The sequence below is a fragment of the Micromonospora siamensis genome (assembly GCF_900090305.1).
Classification (GTDB): Bacteria; Actinomycetota; Actinomycetes; order Mycobacteriales; family Micromonosporaceae; genus Micromonospora; species Micromonospora siamensis.
The window spans coordinates 1987875-2013593 of the sequence record NZ_LT607751.1 but is presented as its reverse complement, the minus strand read 5'-3'; the positions used below and the strand labels follow the sequence as shown (position 1 = coordinate 2013593).

The 25719-nt window shown below is 73.3% G+C and carries 25 protein-coding genes and 2 tRNA genes; 10 read left to right on the top strand and 17 right to left on the bottom strand.

The window, feature by feature from the left end:
- The first annotated feature begins 129 nt into the window (after nucleotides 1-129).
- Nucleotides 130-1380, top strand: coding sequence for a L,D-transpeptidase (locus GA0074704_RS09290; protein WP_088970125.1), 1251 nt, complete (start codon nucleotides 130-132; stop codon nucleotides 1378-1380).
- Between the two features lie 107 nt (nucleotides 1381-1487).
- Here GA0074704_RS09290 and GA0074704_RS09285 read toward each other — a convergent pair.
- A tRNA-His gene (locus GA0074704_RS09285) sits at nucleotides 1488-1563 on the bottom strand.
- 90 nt (nucleotides 1564-1653) lie between these two features.
- A complete protein-coding gene (gene orn / locus GA0074704_RS09280; RefSeq protein ID WP_088970124.1) occupies nucleotides 1654-2244 on the bottom strand; it encodes an oligoribonuclease in 591 nt (196 codons plus the stop codon).
- A gap of 178 nt (nucleotides 2245-2422) precedes the next feature.
- On the opposite strand from orn, the gene GA0074704_RS09275 reads away from it, so the two are divergent.
- Nucleotides 2423-3571 (top strand): glycosyltransferase 87 family protein, encoded by a 1149-nt coding sequence (locus GA0074704_RS09275; RefSeq protein WP_377471563.1) that lies wholly within the window; start codon nucleotides 2423-2425, stop codon nucleotides 3569-3571.
- 7 nt (nucleotides 3572-3578) lie between these two features.
- On the opposite strand, the gene GA0074704_RS29875 is transcribed toward GA0074704_RS09275, so the two are convergent.
- From GA0074704_RS29875 to GA0074704_RS09255, 4 genes are all read right to left on the bottom strand, one after another.
- Entirely contained in the window at nucleotides 3579-4631 is a 1053-nt protein-coding gene (locus GA0074704_RS29875; protein WP_377471509.1) for a hypothetical protein, read from the bottom strand.
- Nucleotides 4632-5059: 428 nt separating this feature from the next.
- Nucleotides 5060-5785, bottom strand: a complete 726-nt coding sequence (locus GA0074704_RS09265; protein WP_088970122.1) for a YcnI family copper-binding membrane protein — start codon at nucleotides 5783-5785, stop codon at nucleotides 5060-5062.
- 14 nt (nucleotides 5786-5799) lie between these two features.
- Complete coding sequence (locus GA0074704_RS09260; RefSeq protein WP_377471507.1) at nucleotides 5800-7470, bottom strand: copper resistance CopC/CopD family protein; 1671 nt, start codon at nucleotides 7468-7470, stop codon at nucleotides 5800-5802.
- A 40-nt stretch (nucleotides 7471-7510) separates the two neighbouring features.
- Nucleotides 7511-8155 (bottom strand): zf-HC2 domain-containing protein, encoded by a 645-nt coding sequence (locus GA0074704_RS09255; RefSeq protein ID WP_088970121.1) that lies wholly within the window; start codon nucleotides 8153-8155, stop codon nucleotides 7511-7513.
- Nucleotides 8156-8262: 107 nt separating this feature from the next.
- Between GA0074704_RS09255 and GA0074704_RS09250 the strand changes: the two genes are divergently transcribed.
- From GA0074704_RS09250 to GA0074704_RS09235, 4 genes are read left to right on the top strand one after another with little or no spacing between them, the layout of a single operon-like run.
- The gene (locus GA0074704_RS09250; RefSeq protein WP_088970120.1) at nucleotides 8263-8847 is read left to right on the top strand and encodes a sigma-70 family RNA polymerase sigma factor; all 585 of its coding nucleotides are present in this window, start codon (nucleotides 8263-8265) and stop codon (nucleotides 8845-8847) included.
- Between the two features lie 31 nt (nucleotides 8848-8878).
- On the top strand, nucleotides 8879-9397 hold the full coding sequence (locus tag GA0074704_RS09245; RefSeq protein ID WP_088970119.1) for a MauE/DoxX family redox-associated membrane protein: 519 nt from the start codon (nucleotides 8879-8881) through the stop codon (nucleotides 9395-9397).
- A complete protein-coding gene (locus tag GA0074704_RS09240; protein WP_088970118.1) occupies nucleotides 9390-10106 on the top strand; it encodes a DsbA family protein in 717 nt (238 codons plus the stop codon). Before GA0074704_RS09245 ends, GA0074704_RS09240 begins: the two co-directional genes overlap by 8 nt.
- A complete protein-coding gene (locus GA0074704_RS09235) occupies nucleotides 10103-11209 on the top strand; it encodes a hypothetical protein (protein ID WP_088970117.1) in 1107 nt (368 codons plus the stop codon). The genes GA0074704_RS09240 and GA0074704_RS09235 overlap by 4 nt, the downstream gene beginning before the upstream one ends.
- Here the strand turns inward: GA0074704_RS09235 and GA0074704_RS09230 are convergent.
- From GA0074704_RS09230 to GA0074704_RS09215, 4 genes are read right to left on the bottom strand one after another with little or no spacing between them, the layout of a single operon-like run.
- Nucleotides 11181-11954: an energy-coupling factor ABC transporter ATP-binding protein gene (locus GA0074704_RS09230; protein WP_088970116.1), complete on the bottom strand. Its 774-nt coding sequence runs from the start codon at nucleotides 11952-11954 to the stop codon at nucleotides 11181-11183. The two genes, GA0074704_RS09235 and GA0074704_RS09230, sit on opposite strands and share 29 nt — an antisense overlap.
- Entirely contained in the window at nucleotides 11951-12721 is a 771-nt protein-coding gene (gene cbiQ / locus GA0074704_RS09225) for a cobalt ECF transporter T component CbiQ (protein ID WP_088970115.1), read from the bottom strand. Before cbiQ ends, GA0074704_RS09230 begins: the two co-directional genes overlap by 4 nt.
- A 3-nt stretch (nucleotides 12722-12724) precedes the next feature.
- The gene (locus tag GA0074704_RS09220; protein WP_088970114.1) at nucleotides 12725-13132 is read right to left on the bottom strand and encodes a PDGLE domain-containing protein; all 408 of its coding nucleotides are present in this window, start codon (nucleotides 13130-13132) and stop codon (nucleotides 12725-12727) included.
- On the bottom strand, nucleotides 13129-13851 hold the full coding sequence (locus GA0074704_RS09215) for an energy-coupling factor ABC transporter permease (RefSeq protein ID WP_088970113.1): 723 nt from the start codon (nucleotides 13849-13851) through the stop codon (nucleotides 13129-13131). The genes GA0074704_RS09220 and GA0074704_RS09215 overlap by 4 nt, the downstream gene beginning before the upstream one ends.
- Nucleotides 13852-14034: 183 nt before the next feature.
- Here GA0074704_RS09215 and bcp point away from each other — a divergent pair, with 183 nt between their 5' ends.
- The 3 genes from bcp (at nucleotide 14035) to GA0074704_RS09200 (ending at nucleotide 15250) form a co-directional block, all read left to right on the top strand.
- The gene (gene bcp, locus GA0074704_RS09210; RefSeq protein WP_088970112.1) at nucleotides 14035-14505 is read left to right on the top strand and encodes a thioredoxin-dependent thiol peroxidase; all 471 of its coding nucleotides are present in this window, start codon (nucleotides 14035-14037) and stop codon (nucleotides 14503-14505) included.
- Between the two features lie 65 nt (nucleotides 14506-14570).
- Nucleotides 14571-14657: transfer RNA gene (locus GA0074704_RS09205), tRNA-Leu, on the top strand.
- A gap of 65 nt (nucleotides 14658-14722) precedes the next feature.
- Nucleotides 14723-15250 carry a GNAT family N-acetyltransferase gene (locus tag GA0074704_RS09200; RefSeq protein WP_088973559.1) on the top strand — a complete coding sequence of 176 codons (528 nt, stop codon included), beginning with the start codon at nucleotides 14723-14725 and terminating at the stop codon, nucleotides 15248-15250.
- A 154-nt stretch (nucleotides 15251-15404) separates the two neighbouring features.
- Here GA0074704_RS09200 and GA0074704_RS09195 read toward each other — a convergent pair whose 3' ends face one another.
- From GA0074704_RS09195 to GA0074704_RS09185, 3 genes are all read right to left on the bottom strand, one after another.
- Nucleotides 15405-16391 (bottom strand): expansin EXLX1 family cellulose-binding protein, encoded by a 987-nt coding sequence (locus GA0074704_RS09195; protein WP_269458915.1) that lies wholly within the window; start codon nucleotides 16389-16391, stop codon nucleotides 15405-15407.
- 95 nt (nucleotides 16392-16486) lie between these two features.
- On the bottom strand, nucleotides 16487-16810 hold the full coding sequence (locus GA0074704_RS09190; RefSeq protein WP_197697613.1) for a hypothetical protein: 324 nt from the start codon (nucleotides 16808-16810) through the stop codon (nucleotides 16487-16489).
- A 24-nt stretch (nucleotides 16811-16834) separates the two neighbouring features.
- Entirely contained in the window at nucleotides 16835-17695 is an 861-nt protein-coding gene (locus GA0074704_RS09185) for an MOSC domain-containing protein (protein ID WP_088970111.1), read from the bottom strand.
- A gap of 134 nt (nucleotides 17696-17829) precedes the next feature.
- Here GA0074704_RS09185 and GA0074704_RS09180 point away from each other — a divergent pair, with 134 nt between their 5' ends.
- On the top strand, nucleotides 17830-18897 hold the full coding sequence (locus GA0074704_RS09180; protein WP_088970110.1) for an LCP family protein: 1068 nt from the start codon (nucleotides 17830-17832) through the stop codon (nucleotides 18895-18897).
- A gap of 49 nt (nucleotides 18898-18946) precedes the next feature.
- Here GA0074704_RS09180 and GA0074704_RS09175 read toward each other — a convergent pair whose 3' ends face one another.
- The 4 genes from GA0074704_RS09175 to GA0074704_RS09160 form a co-directional block, all read right to left on the bottom strand.
- Complete coding sequence (locus GA0074704_RS09175; protein WP_377471501.1) at nucleotides 18947-20494, bottom strand: sugar transferase; 1548 nt, start codon at nucleotides 20492-20494, stop codon at nucleotides 18947-18949.
- Between the two features lie 277 nt (nucleotides 20495-20771).
- Nucleotides 20772-21548 (bottom strand): glycosyltransferase family 2 protein, encoded by a 777-nt coding sequence (locus GA0074704_RS09170; RefSeq protein ID WP_157743632.1) that lies wholly within the window; start codon nucleotides 21546-21548, stop codon nucleotides 20772-20774.
- 349 nt (nucleotides 21549-21897) lie between these two features.
- The gene (locus tag GA0074704_RS09165; protein ID WP_088970108.1) at nucleotides 21898-23721 is read right to left on the bottom strand and encodes a YML083C domain-containing protein; all 1824 of its coding nucleotides are present in this window, start codon (nucleotides 23719-23721) and stop codon (nucleotides 21898-21900) included.
- On the bottom strand, nucleotides 23718-25595 hold the full coding sequence (locus GA0074704_RS09160; RefSeq protein ID WP_088970107.1) for a hypothetical protein: 1878 nt from the start codon (nucleotides 25593-25595) through the stop codon (nucleotides 23718-23720). Before GA0074704_RS09160 ends, GA0074704_RS09165 begins: the two co-directional genes overlap by 4 nt.
- Nucleotides 25596-25719 lie beyond the last annotated feature (124 nt).

The following is a 25719-nucleotide window of genomic DNA, read 5'->3' as shown; positions in this document are numbered from 1 at the left end:
TCCCGATGCCCCTGGCGGGCGCTGTTGGTACATCATGGTCGGGGTGTTCCGGCTCACCCCCGGCAACCGTCACCCGCCCCCGCACGTCGGTGAGAGACGATGGGACGGGGACACAACTGTGAGGGAATCATGCGAGCTGACCATGACCAGCTGAGCCGGCGCGGCCCCCGTCGCGCCGGGCGACGCCGTGGGTGGGCGGCGGGCGCGCTCGCTGTCGCGCTGGCGTTCACCTCCGCCTGCACCGACAGCGGCGGCGGAAGCAAGGACGGCGACAAGCCGTCGACGTGGCAGAGCCCGAGCGAGCAACCGCCCAAGGCGTCCGCCACCATCACCGCCCCGGCCGCCGACGCCACCGACGTGCCCGCCCTGACCACCGTGGCGTTCACCGCCAAGCAGGCTCAGGAGACCGAGTTCGCGCTCAAGGACTCCGCCGGCGAGGAGGTCGAGGGCAAGCTGGCCAAGGACGGTCGGAAGTTCACCCCGACCGACGCCCTGAAGTGGGGTGAGACGTACACGGCGACGGTCACCGCCACGGGCGACGACGACAAGCCGTTCACGGCGACCAGCAAGTTCACCGTCATGAAGCAGCCCAACCTGGTCCGGGTGAGCAGCTTCCTCGGCGACAACCAGGTCGTCGGGGTGGCCATGCCGCTGATCGTCCGGTTCGGCCGGGCCATCCCGGCGGACTACCGGGACGACATCGAGCGCCGAATGTCGGTCACCTCGGTACCGGCCCAGGAGGGCGTCTGGCACTGGAGCAGCCCCACCGAGATCCGGTACCGCCCGAAGACCTTCTGGAAGGCCGGCAGCAAGGTGTCGTACCAGGTGCGGGCCAAGGGCGTGCCGATGGGCGACGGCTGGTACGGCCGCTCCGACTTCGGCGTCGACATCAAGATCGGACCGTCGTTCGTGATGACGGTGGACAACGCCACCAAGAAGATGACGGTCACCCGGGACGGCAAGGTCGTCAAGACGATCCTGGTGAGCCTCGGCAAGAAGACCACCCCGTCGTCGAGCGGCACGATGGTGGTCATCGAGAAGCTGCGCAAGACGGTCTTCGACACCCGTGAGGAGCTGGGCCCGGAGGAGGGCTACCGCACGGACATCGACTTCGCCCAGCGGCTGACCTGGGGTGGCGAGTTCATCCACGCCGCGCCCTGGTCGGAGGGGCAGCAGGGCAGCGTCAACGTCTCGCACGGCTGCGTGAACGTGTCGATGGCCGACGGGGCCTGGCTGTTCGCCAACACCCGGATGGGTGACCCGATCACCGTCAAGGGCACCGAGCGGAAGTTGCAACTCGGCAACGGCTGGACCGACTGGAACATCAGCTGGGACGAGTACGTCAAGGGCAGCGCCCTGCCGTACACCCCGGCGAACTGAGCCGACCGCACCGCCGGGCCCGGGAGACCGGGCCCGGCGGGCCTCGCGCGCTCGACGGACGGACGAAACGACGAAGGCCCCCTCCGACCGGAGGGGGCCTTCGTCAATGGGGTGACTGATGGGAATTGAACCCACGACAACCGGGACCACAACCCGGTGCTCTGCCAACTGAGCTACAGCCACCATGCTCTCCGCTCGGGCAGGCCCGGCGGCGCGGACTAATAATAGCCACACCCCCGCCCGGCCCGTCCAGCGGGTTCACCTTCGCACGGTCTAGAGCCCGGCGGCGATGGCCTTCGCGGTCTCCACGTCCGGCCCGGGCAGCGGCACGAAGACCGTCCGCCGGTAGTACTCCAGCTCGCGGATGCTCTCCCGGATGTCGGCCAGGGCGCGGTGCGCGAGCCCCTTCTGCGGCTGCCCGAAGTACACCCGCGGGTACCAGCGGCGGGTGAGTTCCTTGATCGAGGAGACGTCGATCATGCGGTAGTGCAGGTGCGCGTCGAGGCGGGGCATGTCCCGGGTGATGAAGCCCCGGTCGGTGGCGATCGAGTTGCCGCACAGCGGTGCCGTACGCGGGTCCTTGACGTGCGCGGTGACGTAGTCCAGGACCATGTCCTCCGCCTCGGCCAGGGTGACCGTGGAGCGCCGTACCTCCTCGGTCAGACCCGATTTGGCGTGCATCGTCGCGACGATCTCCGGCATGCCCGCCAGGGCCGCCTCGTCGGCGTGGATCACCACGTCGACACCGTCGCCGAGCACGTTCAGATCCGGATCGGTGACCAGGGCCGCGACCTCGATCAGGGCGTCCCGGCCGAGATCCAACCCGGTCATCTCACAGTCGATCCAGACAAGGAGGTCAGCCACCGCAACAGACTACGCGCCGGCCGGCCGCCCGCGCCTGGGCACCATCGGCCCGGCCGACCGCTAGGGTTTCGGAGTGCCAGCGCAATCAGCCGACCCACCCGCCGTGGGCGCCGACGAGCAGCGGGGGCGTACGGCCCGTCGGCTGGTCACGGTGCTGGCGGTGGCGGCGGTGCTGCCGATGCTGTACCTGCCGGGGCGGGCGCACGACTTCTTCGACCTCAAGATCTACATGCGGGCGATGGACTGGTGGTCGGCCGGGCACCCGCTCTACGACTACGTCCAGCCGGACCGGGTGCAGGGTGCGCTGTACTTCACCTATCCCCCGTTCGCGGCCCTGCTGCTGCGCCCGTTCGCCGCGCTGCCCCTCGGCGCAACGGTCACGATCTTCACGGCGCTCACCCTGCTCGGTGTGCTGGTGACCACCGGCTGGCTGGTCCGGCCGCTGACCGCCCGGCATGGCCTGCCCCGGCTGTTCACCATGACCGTGGCGGTGCTGCTGGTGCTCGCCGTGGAGAGCACCCGCGAGACGATCACCTTCGGTCAGATCAACATGCTGCTGGTGGTGCTGATCCTGGCCGACCTGCTCTTCGCCGTACCCGAGGGGCGGCGGTGGGCCGGGGTGGGCGTCGGCCTGGCCACCGCCCTCAAGCTCTTCCCGGGGATCTTCCTGGTCTACCTGCTGGTGAGCCGGCGCTGGCGGGCCGCGGTGGTGGCGGGCGTGACGGCCGCCGTCGCCACCGGCGTCGCCGCGGTGGTCGCGCCGGCCGACTCCTGGCGCTTCTGGACCCACGAGCTGTGGGCCACCGACCGGGTCGGGCGCACCGACTACACCGGCAACCAGTCCCTGTACGGGCTGCTCAGCCGCTTCACCACCCCGCAGCTGCCACCCCGGCCGCTCTGGCTGCTGCTCGCCGTGACGGTCGCCGCCTACGGGCTGTGGCGGGCGGCCCGTGCCGCGCGCGCCGGGGACCAGCTCACCGGACTGACCCTGACCGGACTGGTGGGTGCCCTGGTCAGCCCGATCACCTGGACCCACCACATCTACTGGTTCATCCCGGCGGTGGTGGTCCTGGTCGACGCCGGCCTCTCCGCGGACCCGGGCCCGGCCGGAACGCGCCGCCGCGGCCGGCTCTACGGGCTGGCCGTCGTGACCACCGCCGTGATCGTGATCGGGGTGGTGACGTTCGCCGACTGGGGGGTGGCGCCGAACCGCACCGACGACCCGGTGGAGTTCCTGCTCCGCAACGCGTACGTGCTGCTCGCGCTGCTGTTGCTGGCCACCCTGCCGGTCCGCGAGCCGGCGAGCGGGTCCTCGCCGAACGGATAGCGGGAGATCAGGACCGGTCGGCCGCCGGCGCGTCGCCGTCGGGAGTCGCCGGGCGCAGCGTCGCCGGCACCGACGCCGGCCGCCGGGTCTCCGCCGCCCCGACGGGTGGCCAGGTCAGGTCGAGCGCCACGTCGGGCGGGGCGAGCCGGGTGGCGGGCGGCGCACCGCCCTCGGCGACACCGGTGGGCGGCAGGTCGGCCAGGCTGGCCGGACGGCCGGGCGGGACCGACCCGGGTGCCGAGTGGGCGGCGCCGGCACCCACGCCGACCAGTTCCCGCTCGCGCACCGGCGGGGGTTCCCAACCCGGCGTGGAGCCCAGGCCGCTGAGCGAGCTGACCCCGAGCCGGCCGGCGAGCACCGGCACCTGGTCCGGCTCCACCACGAAGACCACCTCGCGGGGGCGGGTCGGGCGCAGCAGCACCAGCGCGGCGAGCGCCACCAGCAGGATCCCGCCGCCCAGCAGCCCGTACGTGATCGGCCCGAACCAGCCGGCGCGCAGTTCGGCCCGCAGGTCGAGGGTCAGGTCGGCCCGCCCGTCGGGGCGCATCACCACCAGGCTCAGCGGCGGGCCGGCCAGGTCGGCGGGGCTCCACTCCAGGGCGCCGATCCCCTCGCGTACCCAGTTGGTCCTGCTGACCGGGGTGCCCGCGCCGGCGGCGGACGGGGCGCCCATCGGCGGGCCGGCCGGTTCCAGGCGGACCGGGAGCGGGCCGCGGGCCAGCGTCACCCGCGTGATGGCCGCGTGCGGGACGGGCCCGAGCCAACGCCGCACCTCCTCCGTGGGGGCGAGGCCGAGGAAGGCCGGACCGTCGGCGGTCCGCGCGGTGAGCCGGACCCGGGAGCGGTCGGTGCGGGCGAACGGCGCCTCGCTGTGCAGCAACGCGTCCAGGTCGGGGACGACGACGGCCTGGCCGTCGGTGTGGACCTGCTCGAAACGGGCGCCGAAGCTGCCGCCGGGGTCGGCGTGCCGGGCCACGACGGCCAGCGTTCCGCCGGCGAGGAGCGCCGGGATCCCCATGGTCAACAGCAGCAGTCCGGCCAGCGCGCGCACGAAACGCATCCGTTCAGTCCCCCTCCGTCGCCGATTACCCGGCCGACCTTACCGAGGCAAACCGGGCTATCAGCGGATATCCACGGCAACCATCGCAGGCCCGGCGATCCGGCTGTTCTGGCCTCCGGATGCGGAGCCCCGGGCCGCTGGCTGGCGGGCTGGCGGGCTGGCGGGCTGGCGGGCTGGAAAGCAACGAGAAAAACGAGCGTGATACCTCAGAGGTATCAAAATGACTCTGAGGTATCACGCTCGTGGCGATGTTTGCGCCCACGGGTCGCGTGCGGCTTCGCCCCGGACAGGCGCCGGCTGATCAGCGGGTCGGGAGGTTGGCCTCCAGCTCCACCTCGGCCGGATGATCCGGGTCGATCACCCAGGCCACCACCGCCATGGTCGCGGCGGGGCCGAGCCCGGCCGCCGGATTGCCGGGACAGGATGGGTCAGGCGGTGGGGGCCGCCGCACGGGTACGGCGGAAGGCCAGGCCGCCCAGGACCAGCCCGGCCAGCCCGGCGACCAGGCCCGCCGCGCCGAGACCGACCGCCAGGCCGGTCGAGTCGTCGTCGGCCTCGTCGGCGTCGTCCGAGCCGGCCGGCGCGGCGGCCGGGGCGGCGGACCCGGAGGGCGCCGCGGCGGTCAGGGTGAGCACCGGTGCGGGGCTCTCCGGCTCCGCACCGCCCGGCGTCGGCTCGTCGATCCAGCGGACCACGTTGCCGTCGGAGTAGGTCTGCAGGGTCTTGAAGACCATCGTGTCGACCTTCGGCAGCGGCCCCATGGAGACCGGGAACTCCTGGAAGGTGCCCGGCTTGATCGCCGCGTCCCCCGCGGCCGTCCAGGTCAGCTTCGACACGCGCTCGGTGAGCTGGCTGCCGTGCACCTCGATCGGCGGGTCCACCTTCGCCTTCTCCACGGCCACCGTCCAGCCCGGCACCGGCAGCGTGGACACCGAACCCACCGGCGCGTTCTCCGGCAGCACCACCTCGACCTTGGTGGTGGCGGCGGTGTCACTCTCGTTCGGCACCCGGAACGCCACCCGGGCGTACCCGCCCTGGGTGGCCTGCTTCGGGTCGACCGTGACGTGCGCCGAGGCCGGACCGGCCAGGCCGAAGACGGCCGCGCCCACGGCGGCGAGGGTGAACGCGGCGGCGGTACGCCGGAAACGGATCATGTGCGGGAGCCTTCCTAGCGGATCGGCACGGTGGCGGTCACCGTGGCCCGGTCGATGTCGGTGGTGCGGAGGGTGAAGCGGAACTCCCACTGCCCGGCCGAGGGCAAACTCACCTCACCGGTGACGTGGTTGTCGGTCAGCGGCAGCAGCGGCACGTCGATCGGTTCGATCCCGGCCGACGGCAGCGCGGCGGTGACCTTCCACTCCGCCACCCGCTGCGGCTTGTTGTCCTTCGTGTACGCGTACAGGTGCAGCGTGTTCGGGCCCCGCTCGGCCGGGTCCAGCTCCACCTGCAACGAGTAGAGCGAGCTGGTCAACGTGGCCGAGAAGTAGCCGGCCGCCGTACCGTCCACCTGGGCCTCGGCGGTGCGCGCCGGGGTGGTCTGCACCAGGGTCGCCGACACCCCGAGCACCACCGCGGTGATCGCCAGCTCGGCGATCACCGCACGGCGCATCCGGGTCGGCCGCCCCGCCGCGGTCCGCCGCCGCACCAGCTGCCGGGAGTACGCGGCCACCGCCACCACGATCGCCAGCAGCACGATCTTGGCCAGCACCAGCCGCCCGTACGTGGTGTCGACCAGCGCCTTCGGGGTGGCCACCTCGATCAGCGCCTGCACGGTGCCGGCGAGCAGCAGCGCCGACACGGCCAGCGCCGCCCAGCGCGACCAGATCGGCAGGATGGCGTCCAGTTCCCGCTCGTCGGCCCGACGCAGCAGGAACCCGGCGAGCATCACCAGGCCGCCCAGCCAGACCGCCATGCCGCCCAGGTGGACCGCGTCGACGACCACGGAGACCGCCGGGGCCGGCGAGGCCGCCGCGTGCCCGGCCAGCGGCCAGGTGAACAGCGCCGCCCCGCCCAGCACGGCCAGGATGATCAGGTCGGTCCGGCCGGCGGGGGCGGCGAAGAGCGGCCGGAGCAGGAAGGCCGCCGCCGCGAGCAGGCCCAGCCGGACCAGGTGCGCGGCGCCGAAGGTGCTGCCCAGCACCTCCCCCAGCCCGGACCCGGTGACGTCGAGGATCCCCCCGCCGGCGGTGTACGGCACCTGCAACCACAGGTCGGCCAGGGTGGCGAAGGCCAGCAGCCCCAACCCGGCCCAGGCCAGCCGGGCCGGCCCGCGGCGGGACAGCCGGCGCGGCCAGAGCGCGGCGAGCACCAGCGCCGGACCCACCAGCAGGAGCAGGCCGGTGTAGCCGAGGTACTTGGCGACCTTCACCGCGACGCCCACCACCCGGTCGGCCCGCACGTCGCTGCCGGTGTCCGTGGGCGGGGTCGACGGCGCGCCGACGGAGTAGGTGAAGGCGCCGGAGACCGGGTGACTGTCCGCCGAGATCACCCGGTAGCTGACCAGGTAGGTGCCGCGCGGGCCGGACGAGTCGACCGGGACGGTCACCACCGCCCCGGAGAAGCGCGGCTCGCCCCGGTCGGCGCGGGACCCGTCCGGGGCGATCACCCGGATCTTGCCGCTGACCTTGCGGACCGACTCGCTGAAGGTCAGCACCACCTCGGCCGGGGCCTGCGGCACCACCGCGGAGCCGACCGGGCTGGTGCTGACCAACACCGCGTGGGCGCTGGCGGGAGTGGCCGGAGCCAGCAGCAGGGCGACGACGGCGACCAGCAGACCGGCCAGCGCGCCGAACCGGGGAAGCCACGCGGGGACGCGGCGGACGGAAGTCATGACGGCCATGCTTACCGACCGCACCCCGTTCCGGCGACCCGGGCGGTGCTCATCCGCGCCCCGGGATGACCACCGGCGCCAGCGGGCGGCGCGGCGCGCCGTCGACCCGGCCGAGCGCCCAGAGCAGCCCGGCCTGCACCACGGCGGCCAGGTGGCCCACCTCGTGCACCAGCGCGGTGGTCGAGTTGGCGATGTCCCAGGCGCTGGTCACCGCCAGGCAGACCGCCAGCACGAACGCCACCGGCACGAACGCCCGGGCCCGCTCCGGCCGCACGGCGGCCAGCACGAAACCGACGGAGAGCGCCACGTCGAACGAGGCCATCTCCCGGTTGGTGTGCGGGTCGAGGGCCCCGCCCGGCCCGGCCAGCAGGATCGGCAGGGCGACCGCGAGCTGGGCGACGGCGGCCACCGCCAGCGCCGCCCGCAGCACCTGCCGCCGGCCGTGCGCCACCGCCTCCGCGGCCCGCCGGCCGGCGGCCCGGTCCGCGGCGACCGCCGCCAGCACCGGCGCGGTCAGGTCCGGTACGTCGACAGACTGCAACCGGGTGAGCCGGGTCACCCGCTCGGCGTGGGCCAGCCACTGCCGGCAGCCCGGGCACGAGGCGGTGTGCGCGTCCAACGTCGGCGCCGGCACCCGCGGGTCCTCCCCGTCCAGCCGCGCCGACAGCGCCAGGCGTACGTCGTCGCATGTCATGAGCGGGTAGTCGGCCGGGGGCGGGGGAAAGTTCCCGACGTGGCGCGGGCCATGCAAGAGCCGAAGGACCGTGCCCCGGGCGGGAGCGGCGCGTAACCTTCACTGTCGTGATCCCCGCCCCGCGTGACGCCGCCGTCGGGCCCGCCCCGACCGGCGACGCCGACCGGGAGTCGGCGACCCGCTGGGCGTTGGCCGCCCGCGACGGCGACCCGGTCGCGCAGGCCGCCTTCGTCCGGGCCACCCAGGCGGAGGTGTGGCGGTTCACCGCCGCCCTGGTCGACCGGGACAGCGCGGACGACCTCACCCAGGAGACGTACCTGCGGGCGTTCCGGGCGCTGTCGACGTTCCAGGGGCGCTCCAGCGTGCGTACCTGGCTGCTCGGCATCGCCCGCCGGACCTGCGCCGACCACCTGCGCACCGTCGTGCGGCGACGCCGGCTCGACCAGCGGCTGGCCGCCGACGCGTGGACCGACCGGCCACACCCCGACCCGGCCGGCCAGCTGGGCGCCGCCGACCTGCTCCGCCGGCTGCCCGCCGAGCGGCGCGGCGCGTTCGTCCTCACCCAACTGCTCGGCCTGTCGTACGCCGAGGCCGCCGCCGTGGAGGAGGTGCCGGTGGGCACCATCCGCTCCCGGGTGGCCCGGGCCCGCAACGACCTCGTCGCGGCCGTCGACGACGCGCTGCGCGGCTGAGCGGGAACTTCTGCCGGTGACCGGACGACCAATGATCGTGACCGCGAAGCGCTCCGCCCGCTGGCCCGCCGTCCGGCCGTGGGTGTCCACCGCCGCCCGGCTCGGCCTGGCCGCCGTCTGGCTGATCGCCGGCGGCGCGAAGGTGGGTGACCTGGCCGCCTCCGGCCGGGCCGTCAACGCGTACCAGGTGATGCCGTACGACCTGGCCACCGCGATCGGCGCGGCGCTGCCCTTCGTCGAGCTGGCGCTGGGCGTACTCCTGCTCCTCGGGTTGGCCACCCGACTGGCCGCCGGGGTCTCCGCGGCGCTGCTGGTGGTCTTCATCGCGGGCATCGCCTCGGCCTGGGCGCGCGGCCTGGCCATCGACTGCGGTTGCTTCGGCAGCGGCGGGCAACTCGCCGCCGGCCGGTCACCGAGCTACCTCCCGGAGATCCTCCGGGACCTGGGATTCCTGGCGCTGGCCGGGATCCTGCTTGCCTGGCCCCGCACCCCCGTCTCGGTGGACGGCTGGCTCGCGGGCGAACCTCCCACGGAGGACGAGGATGAGTAGTCGCAAGGGGCAGAAGAACGCCGCCCGGGTCGTCCGCGAGCAGATCGCCCGGGAACGACGGCGCAAGCGGGCGCTCTGGGCCACCGTCGCCGCGGTCGCCGTGCTGGTCATCGCCGGCCTGATCGGCTGGAGCGTGTTCAACAGCCAGAAGTCCGACACGTTCACCGCCCCGCCGGGCGCCAACGACGCCGGCACCGGCATCGTGCTCGGCAGCGGCAAGGTCACCATCGACCTGTACGAGGACTACCTCTGCCCGGTCTGCCGGAACTTCCAGGAGACCAGCGGCCCGACCATCGACAAGCTGGTCGCCGACGGCAAGGCCCGGGTCGTCTACCACCCGGTGGCCTTCCTCAACCGCTTCTCCACCACCGAGTACTCCACCCGCTCCTCGGCCGCCTCCGGCTGCGCCGCCAAGGGCGGCAAGTTCAAGGAGTTCACCGATGCGCTCTTCGCCCGCCAGCCCGCCGAGGGCAGCGCCGGGCTGAGCAACGACGAACTGATCGACATCGGCGCCGGGGTGGGGCTCAACCGCGACGACTTCGGCTCCTGCGTCAAGGACGGCACGTACAAGCCGTGGACCGAGAAGGTCACCGACGACGCGAGCCGGGCCGGCGTCACCGGCACCCCGACCATCAAGGTCGACGGCAAGGACGTCGCGGACCGCTCCCCGCAGGGGATCACCGCGGCGGTGGAGGCGGCCGGCAAGTGATCCGCCCGATGCTGCGCCGGGCGGGGCTGGTGGCCGCCGCCGTGCTCACCACCACCCTCGCCCTGGCCGCCCCGGCCGCCGCGCACGGCGGCGACGCCCCGGACGGCACCGACTACCGCACCCTGGTCCACTTCCAGGACCCCAGCGTCACCGGGCTGACCGTCCGCGCCGTCGAGGCGGGCGCCCGGCTGGAGTTGGTCAACGACGGCGACCTCGACGTCGTGGTGCCCGGCTACTCCGGCGAGCCCTACCTGCGGGTCGGGCCGGGTGGGGTGTACGAGAACCGCCGCTCCCCCGCCACCTACCTGAACCGGACGATCGCCGGTGACACCAAGCTGCCCCCCGAGGCCGATCCGGCCGCACCGCCCGACTGGCGGAAGATCGACGACGGGACGAGCGTCCGCTGGCACGACCAGCGGGCCCTGGCCGGCGACGACCGGCCACCGCCGGCGGCAGCCGCCGACCCCACCAGCGAACACCTGGTCCGGAACTTCGCCTTCGGAGTGTCCCGGGGCGACACCGCGCTCACCGTCGTCGGCGGGGTGTACTGGGTGCCGCCACCCGACCCGTACCCCTGGTGGGTCGCCGCGACGCTCGGCTTCCTGGTCCTCGGCGCCGCCGGTCTGCTGCCCGCCGCCCGGCCGGTCGGCGTGCGCGGGCTGCGCGCCGTCGGCGCGCTGCTGGCCCTCGGCGGGGCCGGGCTCGTGGTGCTCGTGGTCGGCCGCGCGCTCGACGCCGGCGCCCAGACCCTCGGCGGAGTGCTCGCCGGGCTGCTCACCGACCAGATCTGGTCGCTGGTGACCGGCCTCGGGGCGATCGCCGCGGGTGTCTTCGCGGTGGCCCGCCGGCCCGCGGCCGACTTCGCGCTCGCCCTCGCCGGGGCGTGCCTCGCCATCTTCGGCGGGTTCGCCAACGCCGCCGTACTGTCCCGCCCGGTCCTGGCGACGGCCTGGCCACCGACCCTGGCCCGGGTGCTGGTCGTGCTGGCGCTGGCCACCGGCGCGGGCGCGCTCGGCGCCGGGATCCTCCGCTTGCGCGCCGCCGCCCGTACGGCCGCCCCGCCCCGCGCCCCGGTCAGGGACGTCGGACAGCCTGCGGGCTGAACCCGTACGGCAGCTCCAGCCGGTGCGTGGCCAGCAGCTCCTGATCGGCGAGCACGTCCAGGGTCGGCGCGTCGGCGACCACCCGGCCGGCGTCCAGGATCACCGACCGCGTGCACAGCTCCGCCGCGTACGGCAGGTCGTGGGTGACCATCAACAGGGTCACCGGCAGTCCGCGCAGGATCTCGGCCAGCTCCCGGCGTGCCGCCGGGTCGAGGTTCGACGACGGCTCGTCCAGCACCAGGATCTCCGGCCGCATCGCCAGCACCGTGGCCACGGCCACCCGGCGCCGCTGCCCGAACGACAGGTGGTGCGGCGCCCGGTCCCGGTGCTCGGACATCCCGACCGCGGCCAGCGCCTCGTCCACCCGCTGCGCCAGCTCCGCGCCCCGCAGCCCCAGGTTCGCCGGCCCGAACGCCACGTCCTCCGCGACGGTGGGCAGGAAGAGCTGGTCGTCCGGGTCCTGGAAGACGATGCCCACCCGGCGGCGGATCTCCGCCAGGGTGGCCCGGTCCCGGGTCACCGTCAGCCCGCCCACGGAGACCGTGCCCGCCGTCGGGGTCAGGACGCCGTTGAGGTGCAGCACCAGGGTGGTCTTGCCGGCGCCGTTCGGCCCGAGCAGCGCCACCCGGTCGCCCCGGGGCACCGTCAGGTCGACGCCGTGCAGCGCCACGTGCCCGTCCGGGTAGGCGTGCTGGACACCGCGGACGTCCAGCGAGGGTGGGGTGGTCGACACGTCGGAGATCATGTCAGCACCAGCGCGGCGGCGGCGATGCCCACCGCCAGCACGGGCACCACCGCGGCGACCGCCCACTGCCCGGCGTCCGCCGCCCCCGCACCCTGCCACACCGCCGGCATCCGGCCCGCGTAACCGCGGGACAGCATCGCCAGGTAGACCCGCTCGCCGCGCTCGAACGCGCGCAGGAACAACGCGCCCACCCCGGCCGCGAAGCCGCGCAGCTGCCACAGGAACCGCGGGTCGTCACCGCGGGACAGCCGGGCCACCCGCATCCGCCGGGCCTCGCCGACCAGCACCTCCAGGTAGCGCAGCATGAACGAGGCGATCTGGGTGAGCACCTGCGGGCAGCGCAGCCGGTCCAGGCCGAGGATCAGGTCCCGGCTCGTCGTGGTCGCCGCCAGCAACAGCGACGCGAGTACGCCCAGCGTGCCCTTGGCGAGGATGTTCCAGCCGCCGTACAGGCCGTCGACCGACAGGCTCAGGCCGGCCAGCTCCACCCGCTCCCCCGCGCCCAGGAAGGGCAGCACGAACGCGAAGAGCACGAACGGCAACTCGATGGTGGTACGCAGCAGCAGCCACCGCGCCCCGACCCGGGCCAGCGCGGCGACCGCGACGACCAGCAGGGCGTACCCGCCGAAGGCCCAGAACGCCTCGCGCGGGGTGGCCACCACCGCCAGGGTGAAGACCACCATCGCGACGACCTTCACCTCGGGCGGGAGGCGGTGCACCGGTGTGTCCCGCTCCTGGTGCAGGACGTGCGCGTGTCCGGCGCCCACCGCTCAGCTGCCCTGGTCCGCGGGGGTGTTGCTCTGCTGCGTGCCCTGCGCGGCGCCGCTCTGCTGCGTGCCCTGCGGGGTGCGGCGGCGCAGCAGCCAGAAGGCGCCCCCGCCGATCGCGAAGGTCAGCAGCACGCCCACCACGCCGGCGAGGCCGGTGGAGAGGAACCCGTTGTCGATGCCGGCGATGCCGTAGTCGGCCAGCGGACTGTCGGACAGCTCGTGGTCCTTGGCCTGCTGCGCCGGACAGCTGCCGCCGGTGATCTCACCGTCGGCGTTCACTGTGCAGCCCTTGAGCAGGGAGGAGTCCAGCCCGTCCGGGTGCGACGAGGCGTAGTTGCTGACCACCCCGGCCAGCAGCAGGGCGACCAGCAGACCGGCGGCCACGAAACCCCAGGGACGCCTGCTCATCGGGCACCGCCGGCCACGGGAACGGCGGGGGCCGGCGGCGTGGCCGGCTTCAGGGCGCGCAGCGCGTACACCAGATCGGGACGGACCTTCGCGACGGTGACCACGGTGGTCGCGGTGATCAGGCCCTCGCCGATACCGATCAGCAGGTGCACGAAGGCCATCGTGCCGGCCAGCCCGGCCAGGTTCCCGCCCAGGTCGGTGGTGCCGCCCAGGGCGTACTCCAGGACGAAGCCCTGCGCGGCCACCCCCACGCTGACCAGGGCGGAGACGAACGCGGTGACCCCCAGCCCGGCCGGGGTGCGCGGCAGCACCCGCAGCAGCACGGCGATCAGCAGGTACGCCGCCGCGGTGCCGAGCACGGCCATGTTGGTGATGTTCAGGCCCAGCATGGCGACCCCGCCGTCACCGAAGACCAGCGCCTGCACGATCAGCACCACCGCGACGCAGAGCGCGCCCACCCACGGGCCGACCAGCAGCGCGGCCAGCGCGCCGCCGAGCAGGTGACCGCTCACCCCGGCGGTGAAGATCGGGAAGTTGAGCAACTGCACGGCGAAGATGAACGCGGCGACCATCCCGGCCATCGGCGCCAGCCGGTCGTCCAGGTCGGCGCGGCCCCGCAGCACGCAGAACGTCAGCACGGCGAGGGCGAAGGCGGCGAAGACCGCCGCGACGGGACCGTTGATGATCCCGTTCGAGATGTGCATCGCCAGGGTTTCCACTCGACCTCCCCGCGCACGGCATGGCAGTTCCACGCCGGCCGGGCTCAGCCTATTTCCCGTCGGCAGTTGTTGCCAATCTTTGGCAACAACCCGAGTCCTTGATCACCTGCCCCGAACCTCCGGCGGGCGTGGCGGCGTGGCGACGGCACGGCCGCGTCGGTCGCCGGCGGTATCGTCGGCGCCATGACCGACCGCCTCAGCCCCGGCGACCCCGCGCCCGAGTTCAGCCTCCCGACCGACACCGGCGACACGCTCTCCCTGGCCGACCTGCGCGGCCGCCGCGTCATCCTCTACGCCTACCCCGCCGCGATGACCCCCGGCTGCACCAAGCAGGCCTGCGACTTCCGCGACTCGCTCGCCTCGCTCCAGGCCGCCGGTTACGAGGTGGTCGGCATCTCCCCGGACAAGCCCGCCAAGCTGGCGAAGTTCCGCGAGCGCGACGCGATCACCTTCCCGCTGGTCGCCGACACCGACAAGACCGTGCTCACCGCCTACGGCGCGTACGGCGAGAAGCAGATGTACGGCAGGACCGTCACCGGGGTCATCCGCTCCACCTTCGTCATCGACCCGGACGGCAAGATCGAGCACGCGTTCTGCAACGTGAAGGCCACCGGGCACGTCGCCAAGCTGCGCCGCGACCTCGGCCTCGACTGAGGTTGGTTCTCCGCGAGGCAGGGCTCACCGCAGCCGAGGCGGGACGCTCTAGAATCACCGGGTCGGCGGGAGTGGCGTAACTGGCAGCCGCGCGGGTCTTAGGAGCCCGTGTCCGAGAGGACGTGGGGGTTCGAGTCCCCTCTCCCGCACCAGAGGGGCGTGTCAGACACGTCACGATCGTTGGTAAGCCCGGGCACCGTTGCCCAGGATGACCGGCGTGAGCCTGCGCTTCGTCCTCAACCCCGAGCTGACCCCCACCCTCCGCGACCAGATCGTCGACCTCTGGGTGGCCGTCACCAACGCCGGCGGCGCGGTCGGCTTCGTCGCCCCGGTGACCGCCGACGAGGTCCGCCCGGTCGCCGAGCGGACGTTCGCCGACACCACCGACGGCCCGGACCGGCTGCTGGTCGGCTATGCGGGCGAGCGCCCGGTGGCGGTGCTCTTCTTCGCCGACAACCGGTTCGCCCTGTCAGCGCACTGGGGGACGTTGAAGCGGGTGATGGTCCACCCGGACACGCAGGGCCGCGGCTACGGCCGCGAGCTGATGCGGGAGGCGGCACGCCGCGCGCCCGAGCTGGGCTGGCGGGCGCTGCTGGTGACGATCCGCGGCGGGCAGGGCCTGGAGTCCTTCTACGGCGGGCTGGGTTTCCGTGAGGTGGGCCGGCTGCCGGCGGCACTGCGGGTGGCGCCCGGCGACGAGCGGGACGAGATCGTCATGTGGCAGGACCTGGCGACGGCGAACTGAGCCGACGGCCAGCCCTGCGGACGCGCTGTCGGCCGCCGGAGCGAACCACGCAGCAGGACCGACACAGGCCCGGGCAGCCGTGCACCAGGCAGACGCAAGCCGAGAGGGGCCCGAATCAGCCCGTCCGGCCGGGGACCAGGCAGGGCAGGACCCGTCAGCCCGTACAGCCGGCGACCGGTACAGCGGCCAACGGCGCCTCCGCCACGACCGTCGCGCCGACCGGCGGAGGGACGGGCGCGGTGCTCGACGTCGCCCGGCCGGCGGAGGGGCTGGCCGACGGACCCCGACGGGCTGAGGCGGCCCCACCGGGCCGGGCCGACGGGGACGGCGACGGCGAGCGCCGGGCAACCGAGGGCCGGGCCGAGGTGCCGCCGTACATCCGCACGTCGCTGCGTTGCACGCGGCCCGGCGCCAACTCGATGCCGGTGGCGGTGGCCCGGTGGCCGCGTACGTCGGTCACCCGGATGGCGTACGGCCCGGCTCCGGCGCCGGATTCGAGCAGCCAGTAGTTGTAGTCCTGCCGGACGGCCGGGCGCCACGAGCCGCCCTGGCGGACCTCGACGGAGCGCAGCGGGTTGCCGTGGTCGCCGACGAGAACGGCGAACCACCACCGGGACGCGCCTTCCTTGATCCGGAAGGTGAGCGGGCCGGCCAGGGGCGGGTCGACCACAGCCCGGTAGCTGACCGGTACGACGCCCTGGACCGGGTCGGCGATCCGGGCGAACGCCTCGGCGGAGAGGTCGAGGTGGCCGGGTTCGCACTCGGGGCACTGGTCGGTGACCAGGACCCGGACGGTGCCCCTGGGGCCGGTGACGTCGAGTTGGCCGCCGCAGGCGGCGCCGGCGGCGTACCCGGTGGGGCCGAGCGCCACGTAGCGGCGGTCGGTGGGGGCGCTCGGGTAGGAGCAGTTGCCGCCGCCGTGGGAGTCGTAGAAGGTGGCCTTGCCGGTGTGGGCTGTCCCGCCGGTCGGGGGCGCGGCGCAGGCGGGCGCGGCGCCGGCGCGCAGGGCGAGGGTGATGCCGAGCATGGCGGCGAGGGCGGCGGCGGCGGATCCGGCGAGGGTACGCGTGGACGGGACGCCGGGCGCCCGTCGTCGGCCGGGCCGGCGCGGCGGGCTGGGTGCGGTGCCGGGGTCGGTCACGCCGGTCGATGCTGCCGGACGGTGCCGGGGCCGGACAAGCGACCTCAGCAAAAGTTAAGCCAGCCGGTCAGCGGCCCCGGGCCCGGCCGGCGGCGTCAGGCGGCCAGGCCGGCCCGTCGGCTGTGGAGCCGGCCGGTGGCGATGGTGGTGAGGTCGCGCAGCGGGTCGGCCAGGTCGGGGCGGGTGGTCAGGGCGTCGGCGAGGCGTACCCGCCAGAGGCCGGCCTCGACCATGGCCCGGCCTCCGGTGGTGTCCCGGCGCAGCCGGTCGCGGGTGTCGTGCAGGGCCTGTTCGGAACCGACGCCGAGCAGTTCGCCCAGCTCTCCGCTGTACCACCGGAACAGGTCGTCGTCGCCGGCCGCCGCGACGAGCGCCCGGGCGGTGTCCCAGGCCACTCGGGGATGGTGGATCACCTGCATGTCGACTCCTTCGTCGCAGGTCGCCTACCGGTCATCATCGGCCCGGCCGGCGGGTGGGGACAAGAGGGTGAACGGGTCGCCGACGGCGACCCGGCCGGTGTGCTCGGGGACGGCATGCAGGCCGAAGAGGAGCTTGCGGCCGATGTTGCGGTGCCGGGCGAGGGTGCGCAGCGGTTCGTGGCCGCGTACGCCGGTCTCCTGGTCGGTGGTGGTGACGACGCAGCGGTCACACGGCCCGGCGGCGCGGAAGGTGGTGTCGCCGATGCGGAACCGGCGGCCGGCCCAGTCGTCCTCGGCCCAGGCGGGGGCGCCGGTGACGACCAGGTTGGGGCGGAATCGACTCATCGGCACCGGTTCGGCGCCGGCGTCGGTGAGCCAGCCGTTGAGCGCGTCGAGGGAGGCGGTGCTGGCCAGCAGGAGCGGGTATTCGTCGGCGAAGCTGACCCGGTCGCCGGGGTCGTGGGCGCGTTCGTCGGGGTCCAGGTGCCGGGCGGGTCGGGCCAGTCGGACGAGGCGGACGGGTCGCCCGACGAGCTCGCCGAGCCAGTCGTCGGCGGCCGGGCCGGCCGGGATGGCGTCGACGGGTCGACGGCTGGTGAAGACCCGCACCGGCACCGGGTCGGCGGCCGGTTCGGCGACGTGCAGGTCGGGGCGGCCGTCGGCGGTGAGCAGCAGGCCGCCGGGGCGGGGCAGGGCGCGCAGCCGGACCAGGTCGGTGGTCTCGCGCTGGGTGACGCCGACGCCGTCGGCGTCGACCAGCATCCAGCGTCGGTCGCCGGCCAGGCCCCACGGCTCGACCTGCGCCTCGTCGTGGTCGAGCCGGTGGCAACCCTTGACCGGGTACGTGTGGACGGCGGCGAGGTGGGCCGCCACGCGGTGGACCATGGTGCTGTTTCTACCACTGTGGACCCGGGCCGGTGGTCCCTCGGTGGAGCGGCGGGGACGTGTGTCCTTCGGGACGGTCATCTCGGACGGGCGGGGGTACGTCAGGGAACGCGAGAATCAGTAGCATCCCCGCCATGTATCCACAGCAGTATGCGGAGCCCGAGCCGGCCCGTTGGGGCGTCGGTCCGTCCGAGGACCCGCCCGCGGCCGCTCCCCCGCCCAGGCGTCGTCGGTGGCGGCGGGTCGTCCTCTTCACCCTGCTCGCACTGATGGTGCTGGTCGGTGGTGGTGCCATCGCGGGTGGCTTCTACCTGAAGTCGGTGGAGAAGGGCGTCGACCGGGTCGACGCCTTCGCCGGCGTTCCCGAGGCGGGGCGGCCGCAGAGCGGGGCGCAGGGCGCGATGAACATCATGATCCTGGGCAGCGACTCGCGGGATCCGGAGAAGAGCTCCGGTTCGCGTACCGACACGATCATTCTGGCCCACATTCCGGCCGACCACTCCAGCGCCCAGCTGACCTCGATTCCTCGGGACACCTGGGTGGATGTGCCGAAGTCCACCGACGGCGCGCACGGCGGCCGCAAGGCCAAGATCAACGCGGCCTTCGCCTGGGGTGGTGCGCCGCTCATGGTGCAGACCGTGGAGAAGTTCACCGGGGTACGTGTCGACCACGTGATGATGGTGGACTTCGCCGGGTTCAAGGAGATCGTGGACGCCCTCGGCGGCATCGAGGTGACCTCGGAGAAGACCTTCACCTCGATCCACCCACCGCACCGGACGTTCCCGGCCGGCCGGCAGCAGCTGGACGGCGAGGCGGCGCTGGACTACGCCCGGCAGCGCAAGCAGTTCGCCGACGGTGACTTCGCCCGGATCCGCCACCAGCAGCAGGTGATCAAGGCGATCCTGGACAAGGCTGCCTCGGGTGGCATCATGACGAGCCCGGGCAAGCTCAACGACTTCGTCAAGGCGACCTCGAGCGCCGTCTCAGTGGACGAGAAGATGTCGCTGCTGTCGATGGCGAGCGACCTGCGCGGCCTCCGGGGCGGCAACGTGGTCTTCCTCACCAGCCCGACCCGGGGTACCGGGATGGCCGGCGGCCAGAGCGTCGTCTTCGCCGACACCGACCGGGTCGCCGCCTTCTACGATGCGGTGCGTCGGGACGACGTACCGAAGATCCTCCAACTGGGCGCGAAGAAGAAGTGAGCGACCGGGCCGGGGCCCGGGGGCGGCGCCGCCCCCGGGCCCCGGGCCGTCAGTACGCGCCGCGCCGGGCCAGCACCACGCTCATGGTCCGCCACAGGATGCCGATGTCGTAGGTCAGCGACCAGTTGTCGACGTAGTGCAGGTCGAGCCGGACGGCGTCGTCCCAGGTGAGGTCGGAGCGCCCGGAGACCTGCCAGAGGCCGGTGATGCCGGGGCGGACCAGCAGCCGCCGGCGCACGTCCCCCTGATAGTCGTCGTCCTCGGTCGGCAGCGGCCGGGGGCCGACGAGGGACATCTGCCCCGTCAGCACGTTGATCAGCTGGGGCAGTTCGTCCAGCGACAGTGCCCGCAGGTGCTTGCCGATCGGCGTCACCCGCGGGTCGTCCTTCATCTTGAACAGCAGGCCGTCGCTCTCGTTCTGGTCCTGCAGGGCCGCGAGTCGCTGTTCGGCGTCGGTGTACATGGTGCGGAACTTCCACACCTTGAACGCCCTGCCCTTGTAGCCGATGCGACGCTGCCGGAACATCACCGGTCCCGGGTCGGTGACCTTGATCGCCACCGCGATGCCGAGCAGCAGGGGGCTTAGCAGGATCAGCCCGAAGAGGGCCGTCAGCCGGTCCAGGGCGCTCTTGGCGACCAGCGAGATCCCGGAGAGGGTGGGCTCCTCGACGGTGAGCAGCGGCATCCCGTCGACCGGCCGGACGTGGATGCGGGGGCCCGTCACGTCGGTGACCTGGGGCACGACGACCAGGTCCAGTCCGGTCCCCTCCAACTGCCAGGCGAGCTTGCGCAGCTCGTAGGACTCCAGGCTGGCCGGGCCACAGACGGCGATGGTGTCGGCACCGATCTCCTGGACCAAGGGCACCAGTTCCCAGCCGACGTAGACGGGTACGGGGGCGGTCACCGTCTCGCCGGGACGGGGATGCTGCGGCAGGTGGATGGCGATGGGGCACAGCCCGGCAGCCTTGTTGCGGGTGACCACGTCGTAGAGGGCCAGAGCGTCGGAGAGCTTGCCGACCAGGAGGATCTTCTGAGAGGCGCGCGAACCGGAGCGGCGCAGGTGGTGCAGGACACAGCGGGCGAGGAACCGACCGAAGAGGGTGTAGACCAGGGCCGCGGTGACCACGAGGAGCACGGTCAGCCGGGACAGGTCCTTCTTGAAGCCGAGCGCCAGCAGCGAGACGGTGGCGGCCAGGGCGACGTCGGCGCGGAGGATGCGCTTGAGCTCCTCGGTGCCGGTGCCCAGCGCCCGCCGGTCGTACGCGCCAGCGATGGCGAGCAGCAGCACCCAGCCGAGCGGGATGCCCAGGTTCGCCACCAGGACGAACATGCCGTCGACGCCACCGGGGGCGGCCGGGTCCTGGAAACCGGCGTCGGCCTTGTCGAGCAGGGCGACGGCGGTCTGGCTGGCGGCGAGGGCGGCCAGCAGGTCCAGCACGAGCAGCCAGAGGATGTACGGGCGATGCCACATCACCTGCGGCGTGGCTCGGCGGCCGAAGGCCGCCCTGGCGTAGCCGTGTGACGGCAGGATGACGCCGGGGTCGGGCGGTGTGGGTCGCCCGGCGCGCGGCGCCGGGACCTTGGTGTTCAGGGACACGATCGTCCTTCCTACGTCAGCCCCCGTCGGGAGATCGCGACGTGCACCGTACGCGGGACTCGCCCCCCGGTCCATCGTCGGTTCGGTCGATGGGGGGCGATCGCCCGGATCATCCTTGGTGGTCGGTCACATGGAGCTGGGTCGCGGGGAAGCGTCCAGCCACTTCATCCACCGGATCGACGCGGTATACCGGTGGGTGCTCGCCCACTGACCGTCCGTCGGTACCGTCCGCATGGCGGACGGTACCGACGGTCCGGGGGCCACGCCCACGGGTGGCTCAGCGGCCCAGGGCGGTGACCAGGGCCTTACCCAGTTCGCTGGCCGCCCGGACCAGCAGCATGCCCTGCGCCGGGCCGGGAATCCGGGTCGGCGTGTACGTCTTGATCAGCTGGCGCCAGACCCGCAGGCCGGCCATCCGCTGCCGGCTGATGTTGGTGTCGTGCCGGTGGAACCGCACGACCGGGTACGCCAGGTGGACCAGGTGCACGCCGTTGGCGAGGGCGCGCAGCACCAGCTCCACGTCGACCTTGATCGGGGTGCCCTCGTCATACCCGCCGATGTCGGCGAGCACCTCCCGCTCCATGGACATGCCGGAGTGCTTGAACGGCAGCCGGGGGCGGCTCAGCACCGACCAGAGCATCTGCTCTGGCGATGCGAACGACGGCAGGTGGATGATCCGGCTCCCGGCGGGGCTGAGCTCCTCGTAGTCGGTGTAGATCCAGCGAGCCCCGGTGCGGGCGAACTGCTCGTAGATACGGCTGAGACCGTCGTGCGCCAGCTCGTCGTCCGAGTCGAGGACGGTGATGTACCGACCACGGGCCACCTGCAGCGCGGTGTTCCGGGCGGCGCTGATCCCCGAGGGGGGTTGCCGGACCAGCCGGATCCGGTCGTCGGCGAGCAGGCCCGCCGCTGCCAGCCCTTCCTGCACCGGCACGGTGGAACCGTCGTCGACGATGACCACCTCGAAGTCGGCGAAGGCGCCGGCCAGGACGCTGCGCACGGATTTGATCAGCAGCTCCGGACGGTTCCGGACGGCGATGCAGACGGAGATCACCGGCGTGACGGGGAAGGTCCGTGCGCGTTGCCAGGCATCGAACGGGGCCGGTACCTGCTGCGGAGCAGCGGCGTACGGCACCTGGTTCTGGTTCGGCGCCTGAGGTCGAACGCCAAAGGGTTGCACCATCATGGACCGGCGTCACCGGCCACGGCGATCGGGGTCAGGATCCGATCGTCCCGTACGTCCATACTCTCATCGCCCCCGTGCGTTGTCGGGACGACGCCGAATCGGCCGGACGCCGCGTGTGAAACGCAGCGTAATCGCACCAGATCGACTCACGTCGTCGCTTGGCAAAGCGGATTCTATGCACCGGTCCGGCGGGGCGAGTTCCGCCGAACGGCTCGTGTCAGCGCGGGCCGGTGCTGCCCCAGGGCCGTCCCGGGGCATCGGTCCGTCCCGGCTCGGCGTCGCCCCGCGGCGCATCGTCCCAGCGTGCCGGCGTTTGGGCCGGGCGTCGGGACCGTCGGGCGACGTCCAGGATCTCGTCCGTGGCGAGGATGCTGGTCCGCCCCGCACCATCGTCGGAGCGACGGATAACCGACAGCATCTCGGTGGGGGCGGTGTAGACCGACGCCGCCTCCTCCTGCGAGCGCCGGCACGCCCACCAGGCCACGCCGAGGATCGTCCACAGCAGGGCCGGCAGCAGCTGGTCCTCGAAGGCCGGCGAGAAGAAGGCGACGAAGCCGGCGAAGACCGTGGCGACGATGCCCCACACCACCGGGGCGGACGGCCCCGGGCCGCCTGCGTTCCGGCGTCGGGAAGCGCCGGCCAGCAGGGGCCGGACCACGAAGAAGAGCCAGACCAGGAAGGCGATCAGCCCGAGGATGCCGGTCTCCATGGTCAGGTGCAGCCAGAACGGGTCCATCTCGCCCGCCTCGGAGCCGTACCGGTCGAAGCCCTCCGGGCCGAACTTCGGGTTCTTGTGCCACTCCGGGTTGTTCTGCTCGGCGACGACGCCGCCGAACTGGCCGAGGCCGAAGCCGAGCAACGGTCGGCGCGGCAGGATGTCGGCGGCCTGCTGGAGGTGGCTCACCCGGGTCTCGCGTACCGGCGCCGGGGTGGGGCTCGCGGTGGGGGCGGCCGGTTGGCTCGACGGTGTCCCGGCGGCCGCCGGCGTACGGCTGCCGGACGGCTTCGGCCGTGGCGAGGGCGACCGGCCAGCCGAAGCTGCGGCGGCCGCCCCCGGGGATCTGGTGGCGGCGGACGGGGCGGCCCCGGTCTCGCTACCGGCCGGATCGAGGAAGCCGGTGAACCCGTTGCCCACCCGCTGCTCCCACTCGGCCCGGCTGTCGGGTCGGGCGGCGATCAGCGCGGCGGTGCAGAGCACCAGAACCAGACAGACGGAGAGCACCCGGCGGGCGCCCCCCTTCACCAGGATCGCGATCAGCACCGCTGCGCCCAGCACGCCGAGCAGCGACTCCCAGGACTGGCTCGCCGACAGCGCCAGCGCCACCGCGCCGGCCACCGCCCACCAGGCGGGGCGGACCCGGGGCTGCACCGCGACCCAGGCGACGAAGCCGAGCAGGGTCAGTCCGAGCAGGTGGCCGAGATGATCCGGGTGCGACTGGAGGCCCTGGGCCCGGCTCTGCTCCGCCCAGGTCATGTCCACCCAACCCAACGCTCGGTAGGCGGGCCGGCCGATCGCCATCTGCACCAGGGCGAGGAGCACGTTCAGACCGACGACACCGGCCACCACCTGGAGCAGACGGCGCACCATGCCGGCTTCCACGTCCGCGGCACGCAGGGCGTAGAAGATGAGCACCCCGCGGAAGTAGACGAAGAGCGCCTGGCCCATCAGGCCCGCCGACGAGTCGTTCGCCACACCGGCGAGAACCATCACCGCGCCGAGCACGAGCAAAGCCAGGTCGGCGCCGGTACGGAAGCGGCGCCAGAGCCGATCGACGGCGACCTTCACCATGGTGAGCGCGGCGAGCAACAGGTAGAGCAGGGTCTTGAGCCGCTTCGGCCACTGGGCCGAATTCTCCAGGTCGACCCGCAGGTCCTCGTTGGTCGGACCGGTGAGCACCTGGACCCAGGCATCCACGAGAACGTACACCAGCAGGATTCCGACGACGGCGACGATCGCGACCGACAGCAGACGCGACAGTGGTCGGGGCACGCCGGTGGCGGCGCGGCCCGCGGGGGGCAGCGTGGCGGCGGCGGTGTTCATGCGCGACGCCTGGTTCCCGAGATGGCGAGCAGGATCAGCACGACCAGCAGCGCGGTGCCGGCGCCGACGAGCAGCCATCGGGCCCAGGCCTCCCCGTCGGTCGACTCGCCCTCCAGCTGCTGGCGGGTGTCGGCGTTCTGCCGGTAGGCCTCGGCCAGCTGGTTCTCGGGCATCTGCTGCGCCACCGTCCGTAGCTCTTCGATCGCGGCGGGGTAGCGGCCGGTGTAGTACGCATCCAGGCCGGAGCGGTAGTGGCGGTCCGCCTCCCCCGTCCCGGCCCGTACCCCGGCGTCACCGAGCAGTTTGGTGAAGGCGGAGGCGGGCAGCACCACCCGGTTCGCCCGGTCGGGTCGGGCCAGGTCCTGGTCGATCAGGCCGACGACCCGGCCGGCCGGGTCGACCGCGATCCCGCCGTACGAGGTCCTGCCGAGGTCCTGGCCGATCCGCCAGATGGACAGGTCGCCACGCCGGCCGGTCCCGGCGATCTTCGCGAGCACGGGCCGCGGCCGGTAGGTGGCGGCACGGGGCTCGGTGTCGACGGCGACGAAGCCGAGGATCAGGAGGTTGCCGGCCCCGGTGACCTCGACGCCCGTGTCCACTTCGGCGACGGGCAGGTTGCCCCGATCCAGCTTGACCAGTGCGACGTTGCCGGTCTCCTCGGTCTGCGCCGCGACCACCTGACCGGGGATGGCCGGGCTCTCGGTGACGTTGCCCTTGGCCTCGTTGAGCTGCGCGTACACCTGAACGCTCGGCTCGGTGCCGGCGTCGACACCGGTGAATCGGGTCTGCCCCTGGTGGGCGGCGATGTAGCCGTCCACCTGGGCGTCGGTGAGCTTGCGCTCGCGGACCATCATCCGGGCCACCGCGTCGAGCGCGATCCGCCGCACGTACTCCTGGCCGGGCCTGACGCAGGAGCTGCTGGTCAGAACGTGGCCTGCCGTATCGACGACGAAACCGCTGCACCGGCGGCTGAAGACGATCGGGCTGGTCCGCACGGGCCGGTTGGTGACCCGGTCACGGAGGTATCCGGTGAAGACCGACTCGAGGAAGACCAGCGATGGTCCGGCCACGGCGGTCGCCCGTTCCTGCGGGCTGCTCGGGGCGAAGGCGGCCCACGGCCGAAGGTCGGGCTGCGCCGGGCCTGCCGGGGGAAACTCGGCCGCCGGCTCCGGTGCCTGCCTCCGGGTGTCGCCTCCACCGGTGGTGAGCCCGACCCCGCCGACCGCGGCGACGATACCGAGCACAAGCGCGGTGAGCGCGAGCCAGGTGACACCGTCACGGCTGGTGCGGCTGCCGACCGGGGTCGGCTGGATGCGGCGGACGGGTGCGGCGAACGGGTCGACGGCAGGCACGGCCGCGAGGGCGGAGGGTGCGGGCGAATGCGGCGCCGGCTGCGACACCCCGGTGCCCTGCTGCGGAGTGGTCGTCGCGGTGTGCATCGCCCACGGCAGTCGCGGCGGGCCGGAGGTGGGGGCCGGCGAGCCGGAGGTGGGTACGCCGGAGATGGGTCGCGGCGGCTCCGTGACGGTGCCGGTGGCGGGGATCAGCACGTTGGCCTGCGCTTCCGCCGGGTGCAGGTCCATGCCGAGGCGCTGGAAGAGACGCTGGGCGCCCATCCCCTCCTCCGAGGGGTAGGCCACCCACGGCTGTGGGGCGTTCAGGTCGGCGTTGACGTAGCGGGGGCCGGTGGGGCCCTGCGCCATGGCGTTGGCGGCGTTGGCGAACGCCTGCCGCCACGGTGGATCGTTGGCCGCGGCGCCTTCCAGCACCGCCACCGTGACCAGCCGGTCCTGCCCGTCGAGGGCCCACCAAGCCGTACCCACCTGACAGACGCCGAACGCCTCGGTGAATCTGTACGGACCAACCGGCTGCATGCCAGGACTCCTCTGCTCAACCGCCGTGCGGATAGTACAGAGAAGAGGGCTCACCTTCTCGCCCGTGGTCCGGGGCGGGAGCGGGTGCAGCCGGTCCGGGTGGAGTCGCGTCCCGACCGGTGGA

Coding starts and splice junctions, on each gene's coding strand:
- GA0074704_RS09290 (WP_088970125.1), top strand. CDS start 130: ATGCGAGCTGACCATGACCAGCTGAGCCGGCGCGGCCCCCGTCGCGCC.
- GA0074704_RS09275 (WP_377471563.1), top strand. CDS start 2,423: ATGCTGTACCTGCCGGGGCGGGCGCACGACTTCTTCGACCTCAAGATC.
- GA0074704_RS29875 (WP_377471509.1), bottom strand. CDS start 4,631: ATGCGTTTCGTGCGCGCGCTGGCCGGACTGCTGCTGTTGACCATGGGG.
- GA0074704_RS09265 (WP_088970122.1), bottom strand. CDS start 5,785: ATGATCCGTTTCCGGCGTACCGCCGCCGCGTTCACCCTCGCCGCCGTG.
- GA0074704_RS09260 (WP_377471507.1), bottom strand. CDS start 7,470: ATGGCCGTCATGACTTCCGTCCGCCGCGTCCCCGCGTGGCTTCCCCGG.
- GA0074704_RS09255 (WP_088970121.1), bottom strand. CDS start 8,155: ATGACATGCGACGACGTACGCCTGGCGCTGTCGGCGCGGCTGGACGGG.
- GA0074704_RS09245 (WP_088970119.1), top strand. CDS start 8,879: ATGATCGTGACCGCGAAGCGCTCCGCCCGCTGGCCCGCCGTCCGGCCG.
- GA0074704_RS09240 (WP_088970118.1), top strand. CDS start 9,390: ATGAGTAGTCGCAAGGGGCAGAAGAACGCCGCCCGGGTCGTCCGCGAG.
- GA0074704_RS09230 (WP_088970116.1), bottom strand. CDS start 11,954: ATGATCTCCGACGTGTCGACCACCCCACCCTCGCTGGACGTCCGCGGT.
- GA0074704_RS09220 (WP_088970114.1), bottom strand. CDS start 13,132: ATGAGCAGGCGTCCCTGGGGTTTCGTGGCCGCCGGTCTGCTGGTCGCC.
- bcp (WP_088970112.1), top strand. CDS start 14,035: ATGACCGACCGCCTCAGCCCCGGCGACCCCGCGCCCGAGTTCAGCCTC.
- GA0074704_RS09190 (WP_197697613.1), bottom strand. CDS start 16,810: ATGCAGGTGATCCACCATCCCCGAGTGGCCTGGGACACCGCCCGGGCG.
- GA0074704_RS09185 (WP_088970111.1), bottom strand. CDS start 17,695: ATGGTCCACCGCGTGGCGGCCCACCTCGCCGCCGTCCACACGTACCCG.
- GA0074704_RS09180 (WP_088970110.1), top strand. CDS start 17,830: ATGTATCCACAGCAGTATGCGGAGCCCGAGCCGGCCCGTTGGGGCGTC.
- GA0074704_RS09165 (WP_088970108.1), bottom strand. CDS start 23,721: ATGAACACCGCCGCCGCCACGCTGCCCCCCGCGGGCCGCGCCGCCACC.
- GA0074704_RS09160 (WP_088970107.1), bottom strand. CDS start 25,595: ATGCAGCCGGTTGGTCCGTACAGATTCACCGAGGCGTTCGGCGTCTGT.